This window comes from Pseudomonas sp. D2002, from assembly GCF_013385735.1.
Taxonomy (GTDB): Bacteria; Pseudomonadota; Gammaproteobacteria; order Pseudomonadales; family Pseudomonadaceae; genus Aquipseudomonas.
In genome coordinates, this window is record NZ_JACAPL010000003.1 from 1,057,076 (window position 1) to 1,072,285 (window position 15,210).

Consider the following 15,210-nt stretch of genomic DNA (forward strand, 5'->3'; position numbering starts at 1 on the left):
CTCCCACATTTTTGAACGGTGTCAGGCGTGAGTTGGCGTCACTGCCAACTCCACTGCGTCCGGACGCTTGATCAGCGCATACACCAACCCCGTCAACAGGCTACCGGCGACAATCGCCAGCAAGTACAGCAACGCATGGTTCATCGCATTCGGGATCACCAGCACAAACAAGCCACCGTGCGGCGCGGCGAGTTTGCAGCCGAAGTACATCGATAATGCGCCGGTCAGCGCACCACCGGCGATGCTGGCCGGGATGACGCGCAGCGGGTCTTTGGCCGCAAACGGAATCGCGCCCTCGGAGATAAAGCACAGCCCCAAAATCATCGCAGCCTTGCCGGCTTCGCGCTCGGTCTGCGCAAACTTGCGGCGCGCCAGAAACGTGGCGATGCCCATGCCAATCGGCGGCACCATGCCAGCGGCCATGGTCGCGGCCATCGGCGCACCGCTGGAAGCCGCCAGCAAGCCGACCGAAAACGCGTACGCCGCTTTGTTGATCGGCCCGCCCAAGTCGACGCACATCATGCCGCCCAACAGAATGCCCAGCAGCACCGCGTTGGTGGTGCCCATGGTGCTGAGAAAGTCCGTGAGGCTGGTGAGCAACCGCGCAACCGGTGGGCCGACCAGGTAGATCATCGCCAGGCCCGTGAACAAACTCGCCAGCAACGGAATGATCAGGATCGGCTTGAGCGCCTCCAGGCTCTGCGGCAGTTTCACCGCGCGAGTGATCAGCTTGACGCAGTAACCGGCGAGAAAACCGGCGAGGATGCCGCCGATAAAACCCGCCCCCAATGTACCCGCCAACAACCCGCCGATCATGCCGGGCGCCAGCCCAGGCCGATCAGCAATCGAGTAGGCGATGTAACCCGCCAGCAGCGGCACCATCAGCATAAAGGCCTGGTCGCCGACGGTTTTGAGGGCCGCCGCCAGGGTGCCTTTTTCTTCAAAGGCGTGAATGCCGAACACAAACGACAAGGCGATCAATAACCCGCCCGCCACCACCATCGGCAACATGAACGACACGCCAGTGAGCAGGTGTTTGTACACGCCGGTTTTTTCCGACTTCCTGGCCGTCGTACCACTGGCTGCGCTTTCCACCGCGCCTTCGGCCAGGGCCTTGTTGAGCGTGGCTTCGGATTGCTTGAGCGCAATGCCGGTGCCGCAACGGTAGATCTTCTTGCCGGCGAAGCGCTCGGTGGCGACTTCAATGTCGGCCGCCAGCAACACCACGTCGGCCTCGGCAATCGCTTGCGGGCTCAACGGCGTGCGTGCGCCGACCGAGCCTTGGGTCTCGACCTGCAAGTCATAGCCCAGGCGCTTGGCGGTTTGCTGCAAGGCTTCGGCGGCCATGAAGGTGTGGGCGACGCCCGTTGGGCAGGCCGTGATCGCGACGATACGCGGAGCGTTTTTCACCGCCTGTTCAGTTGCTGCATACACCGCAGCCTCTTCAGCGCCCCGACGCAGCACGGCTTCGACATCCGCCAGCGCCTGGGCCGGCGTGCTCTGGAACACGCGCTTGCCGACAAACCGCTGCATGTCCACCGGCGTGCTGCTGACCAGCAACACCCATTCGGCGTCATCGAGCGTGGCCTGGGACAACTGGCGTTCCGGGCGCTGCACGTCCACCACTTCGACGCTGGTGCTCCAGCCTTGGCGTTGCGCGGCGGCGTCCAACAAGCGGGCGCACAGCACACTGGTGACCATGCCGTTCGGGCAGGCGGTAACAATGGCTAACTTCATCACAAACCCTCTTATTGTTCTGTCAGCGCGCGCACGTGAACGCCGCTTTCGAGACGCGCTAATTGCGCGTCATCGCTGATACCGAAGCCAATTTGCGTGACCGCCATCGCGGCAATCGCCGTGGCGCGGCGCAGGGTGGTTTCCGGCAGATCAGCACTGAGCAAACCGTGGAGCATCCCGGCCAGCAACGAGTCGCCCGCGCCCACGGTACTGGCGACGCTGACTTTGGGCGGCGTGGCATGCAGCGCCGTGCCCGGGCTGAACCAGTTCACACCGTCAGCGCCGTGGGAGATCACCACATGCTCCACGCCTTGAGCGTGCAAGCGCTCGGCAGCCAGGGCCTGTTGTGCGATGGAATCGGTGGGGCAATCCAGGGCTTCGGCGAGTTCTTCAGCGTTGGGTTTGATCAGCCACGGGCCCACCTTGAGGCCTGCACGCAAGGCTTCGCCGCTGGTGTCGAGGGCGATTTTCAAACCGAGCGATTTAAGTTGCTCCAGCAATGCCTGGAACCACTGCACGCTGACGCCACGCGGCAAGCTGCCGGCGACCACCACCACATCGAATTCAGGCGCGATCACCGCCAGCAGCTTCAGCAGTTGTTTTTGCGCCTGCTCGCTCACCACCGGCCCCGGCGCGTTGATGTCGGTGACCCGGCCATCCTGTTCGGCAATCTTGATATTGCTGCGGGTTTCGCCGGGCACGCGGACGAACGCGTCGCCAAACCCACGGCTGGCGATCAATGCTTCAAAAGCCTCGGGGTTTGCGCCACCGAGAAAACCGCCCACGCTCACGTAATGGCCGAGATCGGCCAACACCTGTGCCACGTTCACGCCCTTGCCGGCGGCGTGGGTCAGCAGGGTTTCGCTACGGTTCACCGCGCCGGGCTCCAAGTGCGCCAGACGTACGGTGAGGTCCAACGCCGGGTTCAGCGTCAGGGTCAGAATCTTCGCCATTTACACGGCCTCCACTAGGGCTCGCACTTGCGCGGGCGAACCCACCGCAAGGGCCTTTTGCGCCAGGCCCTGGGCCTCGCTCAGACTGAATTCACGCACCCGCGCCTTCACTTCAGGAATGCTGCGGGCCGACACACTCAACTCATCCACACCCAGGCCGACCAGCACCGGCACCGCCAGCGGGTCCGCCGCCAACTCGCCACACACACCGACCCATTTGCCATGGGCATGGGCGGCGCGCACGGTGATGTCGATCAGTTGCAGCACGGCTGGGTGCAGGCCATCAGCCTGGGCCGACAAGGTCGGATGGCCACGGTCGATGGCCAGGGTGTACTGGGTCAGGTCGTTGGTGCCGACGCTGAAAAAGTCGACTTCCTTGGCCAGCACCGGCGCGAGCAGGGCAGCGGACGGCACTTCGATCATGATGCCCAGCTGCAAGTCGGCCACCGGGATTTCCAGGCGCAGGCGCTCGGTCATATCGCGGGCCGCGCGCCACTCATCGACGCTGCCGACCATGGGAAACATGATGCGCAGCGGCCGGTTATCCGCCGAGCGCAGCAGCGCACGCAATTGCGCTTCCATGATCTGCGGGCGTTGCAAGGTCAGGCGGATACCGCGCACGCCAAGGAAGGGGTTCTCTTCCTCGGCAATCGGCCAATACGGCAGCGGTTTATCGCCACCGACGTCAAGGGTGCGCACCACCAGCGGACGGCCGCCGAGGCCGTCGAGCACGCGGCGGTATTCGGCTTCCTGGGTGGCTTCATCCGGCGCTTGCGGGTGGGCCATGAAAATCAGCTCGGTGCGCAGCAGGCCGATGCCTTCCGCGCCCTGCTCCACCGCCGCGGCAACACCGGCGCTTTCGCCGATATTGGCGAACACTTCCACGGCGTGACCGTCACGGGTCAGGGCGGGCTCGTGGCGCTGGGCCGAGGCGGCTTGCAGGCGTTGTTCGCGGGTGTCGCGCTCGACGCTGGCGCGCTGCAAGGTGGCGGCGTCGGGGTCGACGTGCAGGCGGCCGCGCTGGCCATCGAGCAACAACGGCGTGCCGGCGGCCAACAGCAACACTGCTGCACCTGCGCCCACCAACGCCGGAATGCCCAGGGCACGCGCGACGATGGCGCTGTGTGCGGTGGCGCCGCCACGCGCGGTGAGGATGCCGGCGACGCGCGCCGGGTCCAGACGCGCAACGTCGGAAGGGCCAACTTCGTCCATCACCAAAATGTAAGGTTCGCTCGGTTCCTCGGCGGTGTCGACGCCGCACAGTTGCGCCAGCACCCGGCGGCCGATGTCGCGCAGGTCGGCGGCGCGCTCGGCGAGCAAGGCGTCCTGCAGCGACTCCTGCTGCTTGGCGGCGGCTTCGATCACGCTCATCCACGCGGCTTCGGCGCTCTCGCCCTGCTTGAGGCGGGTGTCGACTTCGTCGGTCAGTTCCGGGTCGTCGAGCATTTCCTGGTGGGTGATGAAAATCTCGCGGATGGCTTTGGATTTACTGCGTTCGATCAGGCCTTGGATATCCCCGCGTACATCGCTGAGTGCTGCGTGCAGACGCTGGCGTTCAACGCCTGAGGATTCGCCACGCAGTGGGTAATCGAAGACCTGCTGAACCTGAATATGCGCCGGACCGATGGCAATGCCCGGCGCGGCGGCGATGGCCTGGATCTGGCTGCCGGAGGCGGGGGCGCTGATCACCGGCTCGATGTCGACGGCTGCGGGCTGGGCACTGACGGTCGGCAGCGGCTCGACCTCTTCGCCGAGACCTTCTTCCACCGCCGCCAATAAAGCCGGCAATGCATCGCCGGCAATCGTCGGTTCCGCGACGAACTCCAGCACCTGGCCACGCCGCGCGCCGAGGCTCAGCAACTTGCTCAGGCTTTTTACCGACACCGCGCCCACCGGGCCATCGACGATGCGCACGCGAATATCGCCGTCAAAACTTTTCGCCAATTGCGCAAGGATCTTCGCCGGCCGCGCATGTAACCCATGGGCGTTGGCCAACGTGATGCGCGCACTCGGCCAGTCCGGCGGCAGTTCGCCACCGAGCACTTCAAGCACGGCACGGCTGCTGGTGGCGCGGCCGAGCTCCTGGCCGCGGCCCTCAATCAGCAATGCGCACAGGCGTTCCAGCAAGGTCTGGTGCGCTTCGCCGAGGCTGGCCAGGCAGAACAAACCGTTGAGGGGCTGGCCGAGGTAACGCATGGGTTTATCCGGCGTTACAAAAGCCAGGCCGGGGCGCTTCACCGTCTGCTCGCTGTGCAGCCACCAAAGGCCATCGCCTAGCGGCAGCGCGTCGACTTGCTGCAATACGGCAGCGAAACCATTGCTCACACAATCGGCCTGGCGCAACAGGCGAGCGCCACGCCAGACCAGCTCTTCAAAATCATCGGCGGACACACCAAGGCTGATCATCTGCGCATCCAGCGCCAGTTCCTGCGGCGCGCCTTGCAGCAGTTTCAGCAAGGCTTCGGCGGAACCGGCACGGCGCAGGGCCTGGCCCAGGTCGGTTTCGCCGAGGGCGCGGGTGAGCAGTTGCAGCAGGCGCAAGTGTTCATCGGATTTGGCGGCAATGCCGATGGCCAGGTAGACGATCTGGCCGTCGCCCCAGTCCACGCCTTCGGGGAACTGCAGCAGACGCACGCCGGTAGAAAAGACTTGGTCGCGGGTTTCCGGGGTGCCGTGGGGGATGGCAATACCTTGGCCGAGAAAGGTCGAGCCTTGGGCTTCACGGGCTTGCAAGCCACTGAGGTAACCCTCGGCGACCAGGCCATCGGCCACCAATTTGTCAGCGAGCAGGTGCAAGGCAGCAGATTTATCCACAGCCCTCTGGCCCATGGAAATCTGCTCTACAGTGAGCTCAAGCATGCCGTTCTCCTAGTTAGTGCGGTGTGCGCACTAGGTATTGTTTTGAATAAATCAGCGTGGCGGTGTTCAAAAATAACTGACCGAGTGGTCAATTGGCAGTAGCCACTCAGTGGCGAACATCGCAAAAATACGCCTGCTGAAACGTTTAATCTAGAATTTATGGCAGATTACGCGCTAATTATGCAAGCTTGAAGAACCACTCGGCGCTTGAGCTCAGACAATAGTCGTGTGCAGGAATCGGTTACGATTGGACAAAATGTCGGGGCACGCTCTAAAAAACAAGGAAATCCCGGTTTGAAACTCAGTGATATCGCACGTCTGGCCGGTGTGTCCGTAACCACCGCAAGCTACGTCATCAATGGCAAGGCCGAACAGCAACGCATCAGCAACGCCACCGTCGAGCGGGTGCGTGCGGTGGTCGAAGCCCATGGTTTTACGCCCAACCCTCAGGCAGCCGGGCTGCGCAGCCGGCATACGCGTACGTTGGGTTTCATCCTGCCGGACCTGGAAAACCCCAGTTATGCACGCATCGCCAAGCTGCTGGAGCAAGGTGCACGAGCGCGCGGCTATCAGTTGCTGATTGCCAGCTCCGACGACGAGGCCGACAGCGAGCGCCAGTTGCTGCAGCTGTTTCGCGCGCGGCGCTGCGATGCGTTGTTTGTCGCCAGCTGCCTGCCGGCCAGCGATGACAGCTACCGCGAGCTGCAAGCCAAAGGCCTGCCGGTGATCGCCATCGACCGGGTCATGGAGCCTGGGCAATTCTGCTCGGTGGTCAGCGATGACCGCCAGGCCTGCCAGCAACTGACCAGCAGCCTGTTGCAGCCGTTGCCCAAGCAGATCGTGCTGATCGGCGCACGGCCTGAGCTGAGCATCAGCCAGGAGCGTGCGGCGGGTTTCCGTGAAGCCCTGCAAGGCTTCACGGGCGACGTCATCATTGAACAGGGTGAAGCCTTCAGCCGTGATTGCGGCCGACAGCTGATGGAGCAACTTCTGCAGCAACTAGGGCATTTGCCTGACGCCCTGGTGACTACATCCTACGTGCTGCTGCAGGGCGTGTTTGACGCGCTGCATGACTTCCCGCTCAAGTCCCGGCCGTTGCGCCTGGGCACCTTTGGCGACACCCAGCTGCTGGACTTCCTGCCGCTGCCGGTCAACGCCATGGCCCAGCAACATCAACTGATTGCCGACACCGCCCTGCGCCTGGCCTTGGCCGCCATCGAGGAAGAACAGTACCAACCGGGCGTGCATGCCATTGGCCGGACCTTCAAGCGGCGTATTCACGAGGCCTGAGCGTGGAGCTGATCGACACCCACACCCACCTGGACTTCCCGGACTTCGATGATGATCGCTGGGAAGTCCTCACCAACAGCCGCCAACTCGGCGTGCGGCGCATGGTGGTGCTGGGCGTGTATCAGCAAAATTGGCAACGGCTGTGGGACCTGGTGCAAGACGATGAAGGCTTGTTCGCCGCCTTCGGCCTGCACCCGGTGTACCTCGATGACCATCGCCCCGCCGACCTGACTGAGTTGGGCGACTGGCTGACCCGCCTGCACGGGCACCGGCAACTGTGCGCTGTGGGTGAGATCGGCCTGGACTACTTTCTTGAACATCTGGACCGCGAGCGCCAGCAAAGCCTGTTTGAGGCTCAACTGAAACTGGCGGTGGACTTCCAGCTCCCCGCGCTGCTGCACGTGCGCCGCAGCCACGCAGCGGTGATCGCCACGCTCAAGCGCATCCGCCTGCCGCGCGGCGGCATCATCCACGCATTCGCCGGCAGCGTTGAAGAGGCCCGCGAGTACATCAAGCTCGGCTTCAAGCTGGGCCTGGGCGGCGCTGCCACCTGGCCCCAGGCGCTGCGCATGCACAAGGTGCTCGCCCAATTGCCCCTTGATGCGGTGGTGCTGGAAACCGATTCGCCGGACATGGCGCCCGCCATGTACCCCGGCCAGCGCAACAGCCCGCAACACTTGCCGGACATCTGCACCGCCCTGGCCGAACGCATGGGTATCAGCCCGTTGCTATTGGCTGAGGCGAGCACACGCAATGCGTGCGAGTTGTTCAATTGGTAGTGGGTTGACGGCCTGCAAGTCCAAGGTGAGTCGCTGCCGATGCCGGGCATAACGCAGCACCAGAAAGTGCACCAGCACGACCACCAGTGACACATTGAGTTGCCCTATCACGCTGAGCAGCCCAAGCCATTCGGCCACCATCGCCACAATCAACACCACACTGGTCAGCACCATCATGCTCGGGTGCACCATGGCCCAGTGGTCCAGCGACTTGAATTGGCGCAGCTGTCGTGGGCAGCTCAACTGCAAGATGCGCTGACAGTACGTGCAACCAAAGGGCTCATGGATGGCAATGGCGTTCAGCTGCCAAGGCTTGAGTGAAAACGTGATGTCGCAATGGGCGCAGTGCCCTTTGATGCCGATAACAGCGGTCATCGCCGTGCCTCTCCGGGTCCGTGACTGGTTGAAACAAATTCTCCCCCATTCACGTACTCAGAAAAGATCCACAGGTAAATCAGGACAGGCACCACATCACGCCAGGGTAAATTCCTACGCGCCCGGCCTACACGCGAAACGCTCCGATCAATTGCTTCAACTCGATGACCTGCATCGACAGCAAGCGGCTGGCCGTTTCGGTCTGATGCGCGCCTTGGGCTGCATGCTCGCCCGCGCGGTTGATCGCCACGATGTTCTGGTCGATATCGTGGGCCACAGCGGTCTGCTGCTCCACGGCCGCGGCAATCTGCTGGTTCTGGTCGACGATCATGCCGACGGCGCCGAGGATATTTTCCAGGGCCTGCTGGACCTTCTCCGACTGCCCAACCGTACCGTTTGCCATGGCATGGCTGGTGCCCATGGCTTTTACCGCTGCGCCGACTCCGCTGTGCAGCCGGCTGATCATCTGTTCGATTTCTTCGGTGGAATGCTGGGTGCGCCGGGCCAGGGTGCGCACCTCGTCGGCGACCACCGCAAAACCCCGGCCTTGCTCACCCGCGCGCGCCGCCTCGATCGCAGCGTTCAGCGCCAGCAGGTTGGTCTGTTCGGCGATGCTCTTGATCACTTCCAGCACACTGCTGATCGACTGGCTGTCGATGGCCAATTGATTGATGACGCGCACCGACTCATCAATCTCGGTGGCGAGGCGCGCGATGCTGCCCTGCTGGGACTGCACCAGGCCACGGCCGCTCACGGTTTCATCATTCACGCTGTGGGCACTGCTGACCGCCGCCGCCGCGCTGCGCGCCACTTCCTGGGCCGTGGATGACATCTGGTTCATGGCCGTCGCCACCTGTTCGATCTGGCTGCGCTGCCCGGCCACCGCCTGATTGCTGTGCGCCGACACCGTCTGCACCTGCCCGGCCTGCTGTTCTACCTGGCTGACGGTATGCCCGACACGTTCGATCAAGTCATGAATCTTGGCCACGGTGGCGTTGAACACCTGGCCCAAATCCCCGAGTTCATCGCGGCTGTGAGCAACAAAGGTCACGGTCATGTCGCCGGCCGCGACCTTGTCCATCGTCGCCCCCAGGCGGCGCAAGGTGGTGCGGGTGGAGGCATAGAACCCGGCATACAAATAGAAGATCAGAAAAAACACCGCCGCCAGGGCACAGACCAGCACCAGCATGTGCGTGCGGTTTTGCGCCAGGCGTTGCTCGAGTTGCTGCTGGATGAACATCAGGGTGGCTTCGTTGAGCTGATAGGTCTGGGCCATCAACTTGCTGACGTCTTCGTAAAAGGGCTGCCAAGGCGCATCGAGGGTATCGACCATCACGACCTGCTCTTCAAACACTTCACTGCCTTTTTTGAGGCTCGCACTGCTGGCTTTGGCCAGGTTGTCGAGCGCCGCATGCGCGGCCTGGCTGGCACCCAGTGCATCCTGCAACTTCAAGGCGTACTCAGCCTGGAGTTTTTCCAACTGTTGCAACAGTTCGTCAAAGCGCGTGCTGGAGGCTGAATTGAGAAAGCCCTGGCCCAGGGAATACGCGCCCATGGCCCGCCCTTCACCCAAGGTTTGAGTGACCTGCGGGGTGACGCTGGTGACCAACTCGCTGAGTTGCCGCACATCGCTCTGGGCGTCGCGGCTCAAGCCGGCTTGGCTGGCGATGATCTGGCTGAGCATCTGCGCCTGGTTAAGCAATTTGCCGATCAACGCGCTTTTGCTCAGCAGCGAGGTTTCCTGTTGCTGGGCTTTGAACGCGGTAATCATCTCGTCGCGCTTGCCGTTAAACGCGCTGACGCGTTCCGGGTCGCCGGCCATTGCTTCAAGGCTTTGCAGGCGGCTCAGTACGCTCTGTTCCAGGGTGGTGATGCTGCCTTCCAGCTCACCGGCCTTGCCGGATTGGCCGAGCACCGCGTTGATCTGAACCTGGTTATTGAGGGTTTCCAGGTCGCGGCGCAGCGCCAGGCTGCTGCCCAGCAGGTCGAGGCTTTGCAGTTCGATCCGCGTGCCCTGGAATTCAGACCAGGAGTCGCGCACCAGGAAGTAGTTGGTCGCCAACATCGGCAGCAGGAACAGCACACTGATCAGGCTGAATTTCATGCCGAAACTCAGGCGGTTCATCAGCGCGACGGCGGGATAGAGCAAGCTCTTCACAGGTGAACTCCCTTTCTATTATTTTTATTGAGGCGCAGGGAAATACGGCAGATAGCCACTATTTGGCGCTCTGTCTGTATAGCTCAATTTGAAAGGGAGTTTTGTAACGTAAGGTTAACGGACCTCAGGTCCACCACACACCAAATGTGGGAGCGGGCTTGCTCGCGAAGGCGGAATATCAGTCAACAAATTTGTGCCTGAGCTACCGTATTCGCGAGCAAGCCCGCTCCCACATTTTTAAACGCGTTCAGCCGTTTACGGCAACACCGTCCAGATCGCAAACCCGGCGTACCACAGCACCGCCGCACGCAGCAGCAGTTCCCACAGGCGATCGAGGCTGTTGATACCGTCAGCCCCCACCACCGGCGGTGGGATTTCAGCGGCCACCAAACCGACTTTTTCCATCAGTTGCGCAGCGCTGATGTCCCAGCTCAGCAGTTCATGCAGCATCACTCGGCTGACCGCGACAAAGTTACCCACCAAGGCAAAACTCGCCGCCAGCAGGCGCACCGGTAACCAGTCGAATGCATGGCGCAACTGCCCGGCACGCTCAGCGACCAAGGGGTTCTGGCTATGCTCGCTGGCCAACGCCAACAAGCGATAGGCCAGCGCCGCGACCGGCCCCAGCAAGAAATACCAGAAAATCACCGCGAAAAAACTTTGGTACGCCTGCCAGAGCAGATGGCCTTGCACACGCTCCAGCAATTGCTCGCCAGTGTCGGCCGCAATCTTCAGGTCGCGTTCGGCCACATGCTCGGCGGCTTGCAGATCGCCGCGCCGCCAGGCATCGCGAAACGGCCCAAGCTCGGCCAACAAGTCGCCACGGCCCAGGCTGTAAATCACCACCAGCAAGTGCACCGGCAGCGCCAGCAACCCATAAGCCACCGGCTCCAGCACCACCAGCAACAGCGCCAGCAGGGCCACCGGCAACAACACCAGCAGCACAAGAATCAACCACGGCCGCTTGCCCAGGCGTGGGCTCGACTCCAGTTTGGCCAGCTCTCGCAACCATCCGCCGTCGCGCTGCAATCGCCGACGCAGGGCCGAGAATTTCTCGATCCAGACTGCCAGCACCAACACCAGGAAACTCATCGTGCGTGTCCTCCATCCTGCAGGGCGCTGCGAAAGCGCAACCAATCAAAAGCCGGGCCCGGGTCGGTCTTGCGCCCCGGGGCGATATCACTGTGACCACAAATACGTTGCTGGGTAATGTCCGGGTAGGCGGCCAGCAACTGACGCGTCAGGTCGATCAGCGACGTATATTGAGCATCGGTAAACGGTAGCTCGTCCGTCCCTTCCAGCTCGATCCCCAAGGAAAAATCATTGCAGACTTCACGTCCTGCGAAACTGGACACGCCCGCATGCCAGGCGCGGTCCAGGCACGATACAAATTGCGTCACCGCGCCGTCGCGTTCAATCAGAAAATGCGCAGACACCCGTAAGTCGCTAATCCCTTCAAAGTAAGGATGCTCCGTGACATCCAGGCGATTCTGGAAAAACTCATGCACCTTGCCCGTGGAAAATTGCGCCGGTGGCAAACTGATGTTATGCACCACCAACAGTGAGATTTCGCCTGCGGGGCGCTCGTTGAAGTTGGGCGAAGGGCAATGTCGAATGCCCTGGCACCAACCACTGGTGGGGTCCAACTGCATACAGGTTCCTTGAATGAGACGAGGTGTTACCAGTATGCCGCGTTCAGCCCTGCGGTTGCGATCACTTGCCGCGATTGAGTTGACGCAGGTTGCCCACCACGCACGCCAGCGCACGGTCGAACAGCGGTTTATCGTCCAAGGTGCGCAGCGCGTCGCGTTTGAACGCCATGGCCAGTTGGCCGGCGCTTTTCTCCAGGACTTTGAGCCCGGTACGGCTGACAAAAATATAGCTATTGGCCGGTGCCATGATCGCCGTCAGCTTGCACCGCAAGCAGGTGCCTGCGCCTTGCCGATACTCAAACCAGCCGCCGATGCGCAGTTGGTGGGCCTTGAGCAGGTCCGGATCATCGCTCGGCAGCTCTTCGACGGGGTCAGGCACCCCGGCACTGAATGAAAAGGGCTCGCGCACCTTGATCAACGCGTCGATGCCCTCGCCTTCGCAAGACTGAAGGTGCATGGCCTGTAACCGCACAAAAAATTCACGCGTGCTGAAGGGATCGAATGCCGCGTTGGTCAAGCCGTTGCGCAATGCCGCGAGCAGCCCAGGCAGTTGCTCCAGCAGGTGCCGGCCCGCTTGCGTGTCTTTCTGCAGGCCCACACTCCAGATCAACTCGTCCATGGTGCGCACCGCCGCCTGCCATTGCACCGACTGTTCGTCGTGCTTGAGGCTGGCCAGCAACAACACCTGGCTCCAGGCCTGCTGGAGAAACTGCACCACCGATTGTGGCAATACCTTGCCCAGCAAACGCCGGTTAAGCAGGCCGGCTACACGCTCACGGGCAGCTTGCGTGCGCACGCGCCCTTCTTCGGCCTCACGGGTGTGCTGTTCAAGCAGCTCGCTACGGCGACGCTCATCCGAGGTAAACGCCGTGAACTGCGCGAGCAGTTGGGAAAAAATCGCCGGGTCTTCGACAAAATCATTCAACAGGCACTGCACCACCTGCTCAATCTGCAGGTACAGGCCGTCATGCTGGTAGTCAGCGTGCGGGCTCCAGCCCATGGCGGCTGAAGCGATCTCATTAAGCAGTCGCCGCGCCGGGTGGCTGGTACGGCTGAAGAAACTCTTGTCCAGCACCGCGACTTTCAACATCGGGATCTGCAAGCGCGCGATCAGGCCCTTGAAGGCCGCAGGCACGGTGCGGTCGTTAAGGATGAACTCGAACAGCAAGGCGATCAGGTTGATCACGTCCTCGTCCGCTTCTTCCACGACGCGGGATTTACCACTCTTGACGCTGACCCGGGTCAACAACTGCCCAAGCTGGTTGCGCAGGTCGAAATCATCCTCAACCTCGGGTTCCGGCACGTATTGCTGCAGGTGCGAGAGCAACCGCAACAGGTCACGCGTGGCAATGGGTTGCGGCTCGGCGCTGGCTTCCAGGGTCGGCGCTACGCTGCCACGCACGGCAGCCAGCAATTTCTGCAGGGCGGCGAAGGCTTCCTGGCCGGTTTCATCAAGGGGCTGGTCGACGCTGGGCGAGCCGCCCTCATGCTGTTGTTCGCGCGCCGCCCGCCCGCCGGGTCGACGTGACGGCACCGCCTTGAGCTCAGGCAACACCCCGGTGGCAACCAGTAACTGGTTGGCTTCGCCGAACAACTGGTCAGCGTCACTGAGCACATACTTTTCAAACAGCTTGAGCATGATCAGCTTGACGCGGATCTCCACCCCCAGGCTGCGTCCTGCACGCAAAAAGAACTCACACAGCAGTGCCGGTCCCAGCGGGTTGTCACGCTCATCCAGGGGCTTGCCGAGCAACACGCTCAAGCGCGCGGTCAATTGCCCCAGCGCCAGGCCATCGCGATGCCGCACCCGACCAAGCATGGCCTCCAGCGCCACGGCTTTTTCCAGCTCATCGCTGGACGTACCGGGCGCCGCGTCAAAGGAGAACACCGGCACCAAGTGCGGATCGCCCCGCCCGGCTTGCCCCAGGTTGGCGAACGCGGCGAACAGCTGCTCCATGAACACGCGTTCGAAATTCTTGCGCTTGAGGCGCAAGTCGCGCATGGCTTCAAAGAAAATGTGATGGTCAACGTTGCTGCGAGCCTTGTCGGCCATTTCGAACAGGGTGTCGTCGGCGTTATCGAACAGTTCCTGCAAGCCTTGTTGCAGTTGTTGAGCAGCCTTGTCACGCACTTGCAGCAACACCACCGGCAAGCGCGCGAGCGGCGATGGCGTGGCCTGTGCCTTGTTGATTGGCACCACCTTTCCGTCAATGTGCATCCTGGCCTCCTGAAACGGCGGTGTTGGGGTGGGGAAATACCGGCGACAGGCCCCATTGGAGCTGTAAAAAACCGTTTATCACCAGGACGTCAAAGCTATGACGCCAATTGCAAGGCGCGAGATTATCTTGCAAATGAGGGTAGTTGCGCCAGCAAACTCTGCCATTACGCTGCAAATGAGTGGTGAGCCTGTGTTCATCGCTGCACTGCCCCTATAATCGAGGCACTTTGTTTGTGGAGCCTGTTATGCCGAATCTCCGTCTTGCCGACCTCACCGCCGAAATCGAAGCCAACGTGCGCCGCGCACTGCTGGAAGACATCGGCAGCGGCGACATCACTGCGCAACTGATCCCGGCCGAACGGCTGGCCAAGGCCACGATCATTACCCGCGACTCGGCCGTTATTGCCGGCACCGCCTGGGTGGACGCCGTCTTCCGCCAGCTCGACCCGCGGGTTGCGGTGCATTGGCAGGTGGCCGACGGTGAGCGCGTCAGCCCCAACCAGGCGTTGTTCCATCTGGAAGGCCCGGCCCGCTCGCTGCTGAGCGGTGAACGCTGTGCACTGAATTTTCTGCAAATGTTGTCAGGCGTCGCCACCCGCGCTCAGTCACTGGCGGACTTTGTCGCGTCCACCCAGGTCAAGCTGCTGGACACCCGCAAAACCCTGCCGGGCCTGCGCCTGGCGCAGAAATACGCGGTGACCTGCGGCGGTTGCCATAACCACCGCATCGGCCTTTATGACGCGTTCCTGATCAAGGAAAACCATATCGCGGCCTGTGGCGGCATTGCCCAGGCGATTACGGCGGCCCACAAGATCGCCCCGGGCAAGCCGGTCGAAATCGAAGTGGAAAGTTTGGATGAGTTGCGCGAAGCCCTGGCGGCGGGCGCCGATATCATCATGCTCGACGAGTTGAGCCTGGATGACATGCGTGAGGCGGTGCGCCTGAACGCCGGCAAGGCCAAATTGGAAGCCAGCGGCGGGATCAACGAAACCACGCTGCTGCCCATCGCTGAAACCGGGGTGGATTACATCTCCATCGGCGCGATGACCAAGGATGTGAAGGCGGTGGATTTGTCGATGCGCCTCAGTCTCTGAGGCACATGACCGAAAATTGTGCGGCTGCTTGTTGCGTTGAGCGGGGCTGTCGTGGCGAGCGGACTGTCGTGGCGAGCGGGCTTGCCCCGCGTTGG

The 15,210-nt window shown here is 62.2% G+C and carries 11 protein-coding genes and 1 pseudogene; 3 read left to right on the top strand and 9 right to left on the bottom strand.

Annotation, left to right across the window (positions count from 1 at the left end; all coding sequences use genetic code 11):
• Positions 1-21 precede the first annotated feature (21 nt).
• Genes HX783_RS08120 through ptsP form a run of 3 tightly spaced genes read right to left on the bottom strand, consistent with a single transcriptional unit; the run spans position 22 to position 5,549 of the window.
• Complete coding sequence (locus HX783_RS08120) at positions 22-1,737, bottom strand: PTS fructose-like transporter subunit IIB (RefSeq protein WP_177016537.1); 1,716 nt, start codon at positions 1,735-1,737, stop codon at positions 22-24.
• Between the two features lie 11 nt (positions 1,738-1,748).
• Positions 1,749-2,690: a 1-phosphofructokinase gene (gene pfkB, locus HX783_RS08125; protein ID WP_177016538.1), complete on the bottom strand. Its 942-nt coding sequence runs from the start codon at positions 2,688-2,690 to the stop codon at positions 1,749-1,751.
• Positions 2,691-5,549, bottom strand: coding sequence for a phosphoenolpyruvate--protein phosphotransferase (gene ptsP, locus HX783_RS08130; protein ID WP_177016539.1), 2,859 nt, complete (start codon positions 5,547-5,549; stop codon positions 2,691-2,693). It lies immediately after the preceding gene.
• A 294-nt stretch (positions 5,550-5,843) separates the two neighbouring features.
• Here ptsP and cra point away from each other — a divergent pair, with 294 nt between their 5' ends.
• Together cra and HX783_RS08140 are read left to right on the top strand one after the other, a co-directional pair.
• A complete protein-coding gene (cra, locus tag HX783_RS08135; protein ID WP_177016540.1) occupies positions 5,844-6,839 on the top strand; it encodes a catabolite repressor/activator in 996 nt (331 codons plus the stop codon).
• Positions 6,840-6,841: 2 nt separating this feature from the next.
• Positions 6,842-7,618: a TatD family hydrolase gene (locus HX783_RS08140; RefSeq protein WP_177016541.1), complete on the top strand. Its 777-nt coding sequence runs from the start codon at positions 6,842-6,844 to the stop codon at positions 7,616-7,618.
• Here HX783_RS08140 and HX783_RS08145 read toward each other — a convergent pair.
• From HX783_RS08145 to HX783_RS08165, 6 genes and pseudogenes are all read right to left on the bottom strand, one after another.
• Positions 7,568-7,993, bottom strand: coding sequence for a hypothetical protein (locus HX783_RS08145; protein WP_177016542.1), 426 nt, complete (start codon positions 7,991-7,993; stop codon positions 7,568-7,570). The two genes, HX783_RS08140 and HX783_RS08145, sit on opposite strands and share 51 nt — an antisense overlap.
• 127 nt (positions 7,994-8,120) lie before the next feature.
• A complete protein-coding gene (locus HX783_RS30220) occupies positions 8,121-9,050 on the bottom strand; it encodes a methyl-accepting chemotaxis protein (protein WP_371317666.1) in 930 nt (309 codons plus the stop codon).
• Positions 9,027-10,118, bottom strand: a pseudogene (locus HX783_RS30225) (methyl-accepting chemotaxis protein); the annotation flags it as partial. The gene HX783_RS30220 and the pseudogene HX783_RS30225, both read right to left, overlap by 24 nt.
• A 288-nt stretch (positions 10,119-10,406) precedes the next feature.
• Positions 10,407-11,243: a regulatory signaling modulator protein AmpE gene (gene ampE, locus HX783_RS08155; protein ID WP_177016544.1), complete on the bottom strand. Its 837-nt coding sequence runs from the start codon at positions 11,241-11,243 to the stop codon at positions 10,407-10,409.
• Entirely contained in the window at positions 11,240-11,803 is a 564-nt protein-coding gene (ampD, locus tag HX783_RS08160; RefSeq protein ID WP_177016545.1) for a 1,6-anhydro-N-acetylmuramyl-L-alanine amidase AmpD, read from the bottom strand. The genes ampE and ampD overlap by 4 nt, the downstream gene beginning before the upstream one ends.
• Before the next feature lie 61 nt (positions 11,804-11,864).
• Positions 11,865-14,021, bottom strand: a complete 2,157-nt coding sequence (locus tag HX783_RS08165) for a DUF1631 domain-containing protein (RefSeq protein ID WP_177016546.1) — start codon at positions 14,019-14,021, stop codon at positions 11,865-11,867.
• A gap of 245 nt (positions 14,022-14,266) precedes the next feature.
• Between HX783_RS08165 and nadC the strand changes: the two genes are divergently transcribed.
• Positions 14,267-15,115, top strand: coding sequence for a carboxylating nicotinate-nucleotide diphosphorylase (gene nadC / locus HX783_RS08170; RefSeq protein WP_177016547.1), 849 nt, complete (start codon positions 14,267-14,269; stop codon positions 15,113-15,115).
• The last annotated feature ends 95 nt before the right edge of the window (positions 15,116-15,210 follow it).

Bases quoted from the DNA above. Each gene is read 5' to 3' on its own strand.
- HX783_RS08145 (WP_177016542.1), bottom strand. From the start codon at position 7,993: ATGACCGCTGTTATCGGCATCAAAGGGCACTGCGCCCATTGCGACATC.
- HX783_RS08165 (WP_177016546.1), bottom strand. From the start codon at position 14,021: ATGCACATTGACGGAAAGGTGGTGCCAATCAACAAGGCACAGGCCACG.
- HX783_RS08120 (WP_177016537.1), bottom strand. From the start codon at position 1,737: ATGAAGTTAGCCATTGTTACCGCCTGCCCGAACGGCATGGTCACCAGT.
- nadC (WP_177016547.1), top strand. From the start codon at position 14,267: ATGCCGAATCTCCGTCTTGCCGACCTCACCGCCGAAATCGAAGCCAAC.
- ptsP (WP_177016539.1), bottom strand. From the start codon at position 5,549: ATGCTTGAGCTCACTGTAGAGCAGATTTCCATGGGCCAGAGGGCTGTG.
- ampE (WP_177016544.1), bottom strand. From the start codon at position 11,243: ATGAGTTTCCTGGTGTTGGTGCTGGCAGTCTGGATCGAGAAATTCTCG.
- HX783_RS30220 (WP_371317666.1), bottom strand. From the start codon at position 9,050: ATGACCGTGACCTTTGTTGCTCACAGCCGCGATGAACTCGGGGATTTG.
- pfkB (WP_177016538.1), bottom strand. From the start codon at position 2,690: ATGGCGAAGATTCTGACCCTGACGCTGAACCCGGCGTTGGACCTCACC.
- ampD (WP_177016545.1), bottom strand. From the start codon at position 11,803: ATGCAGTTGGACCCCACCAGTGGTTGGTGCCAGGGCATTCGACATTGC.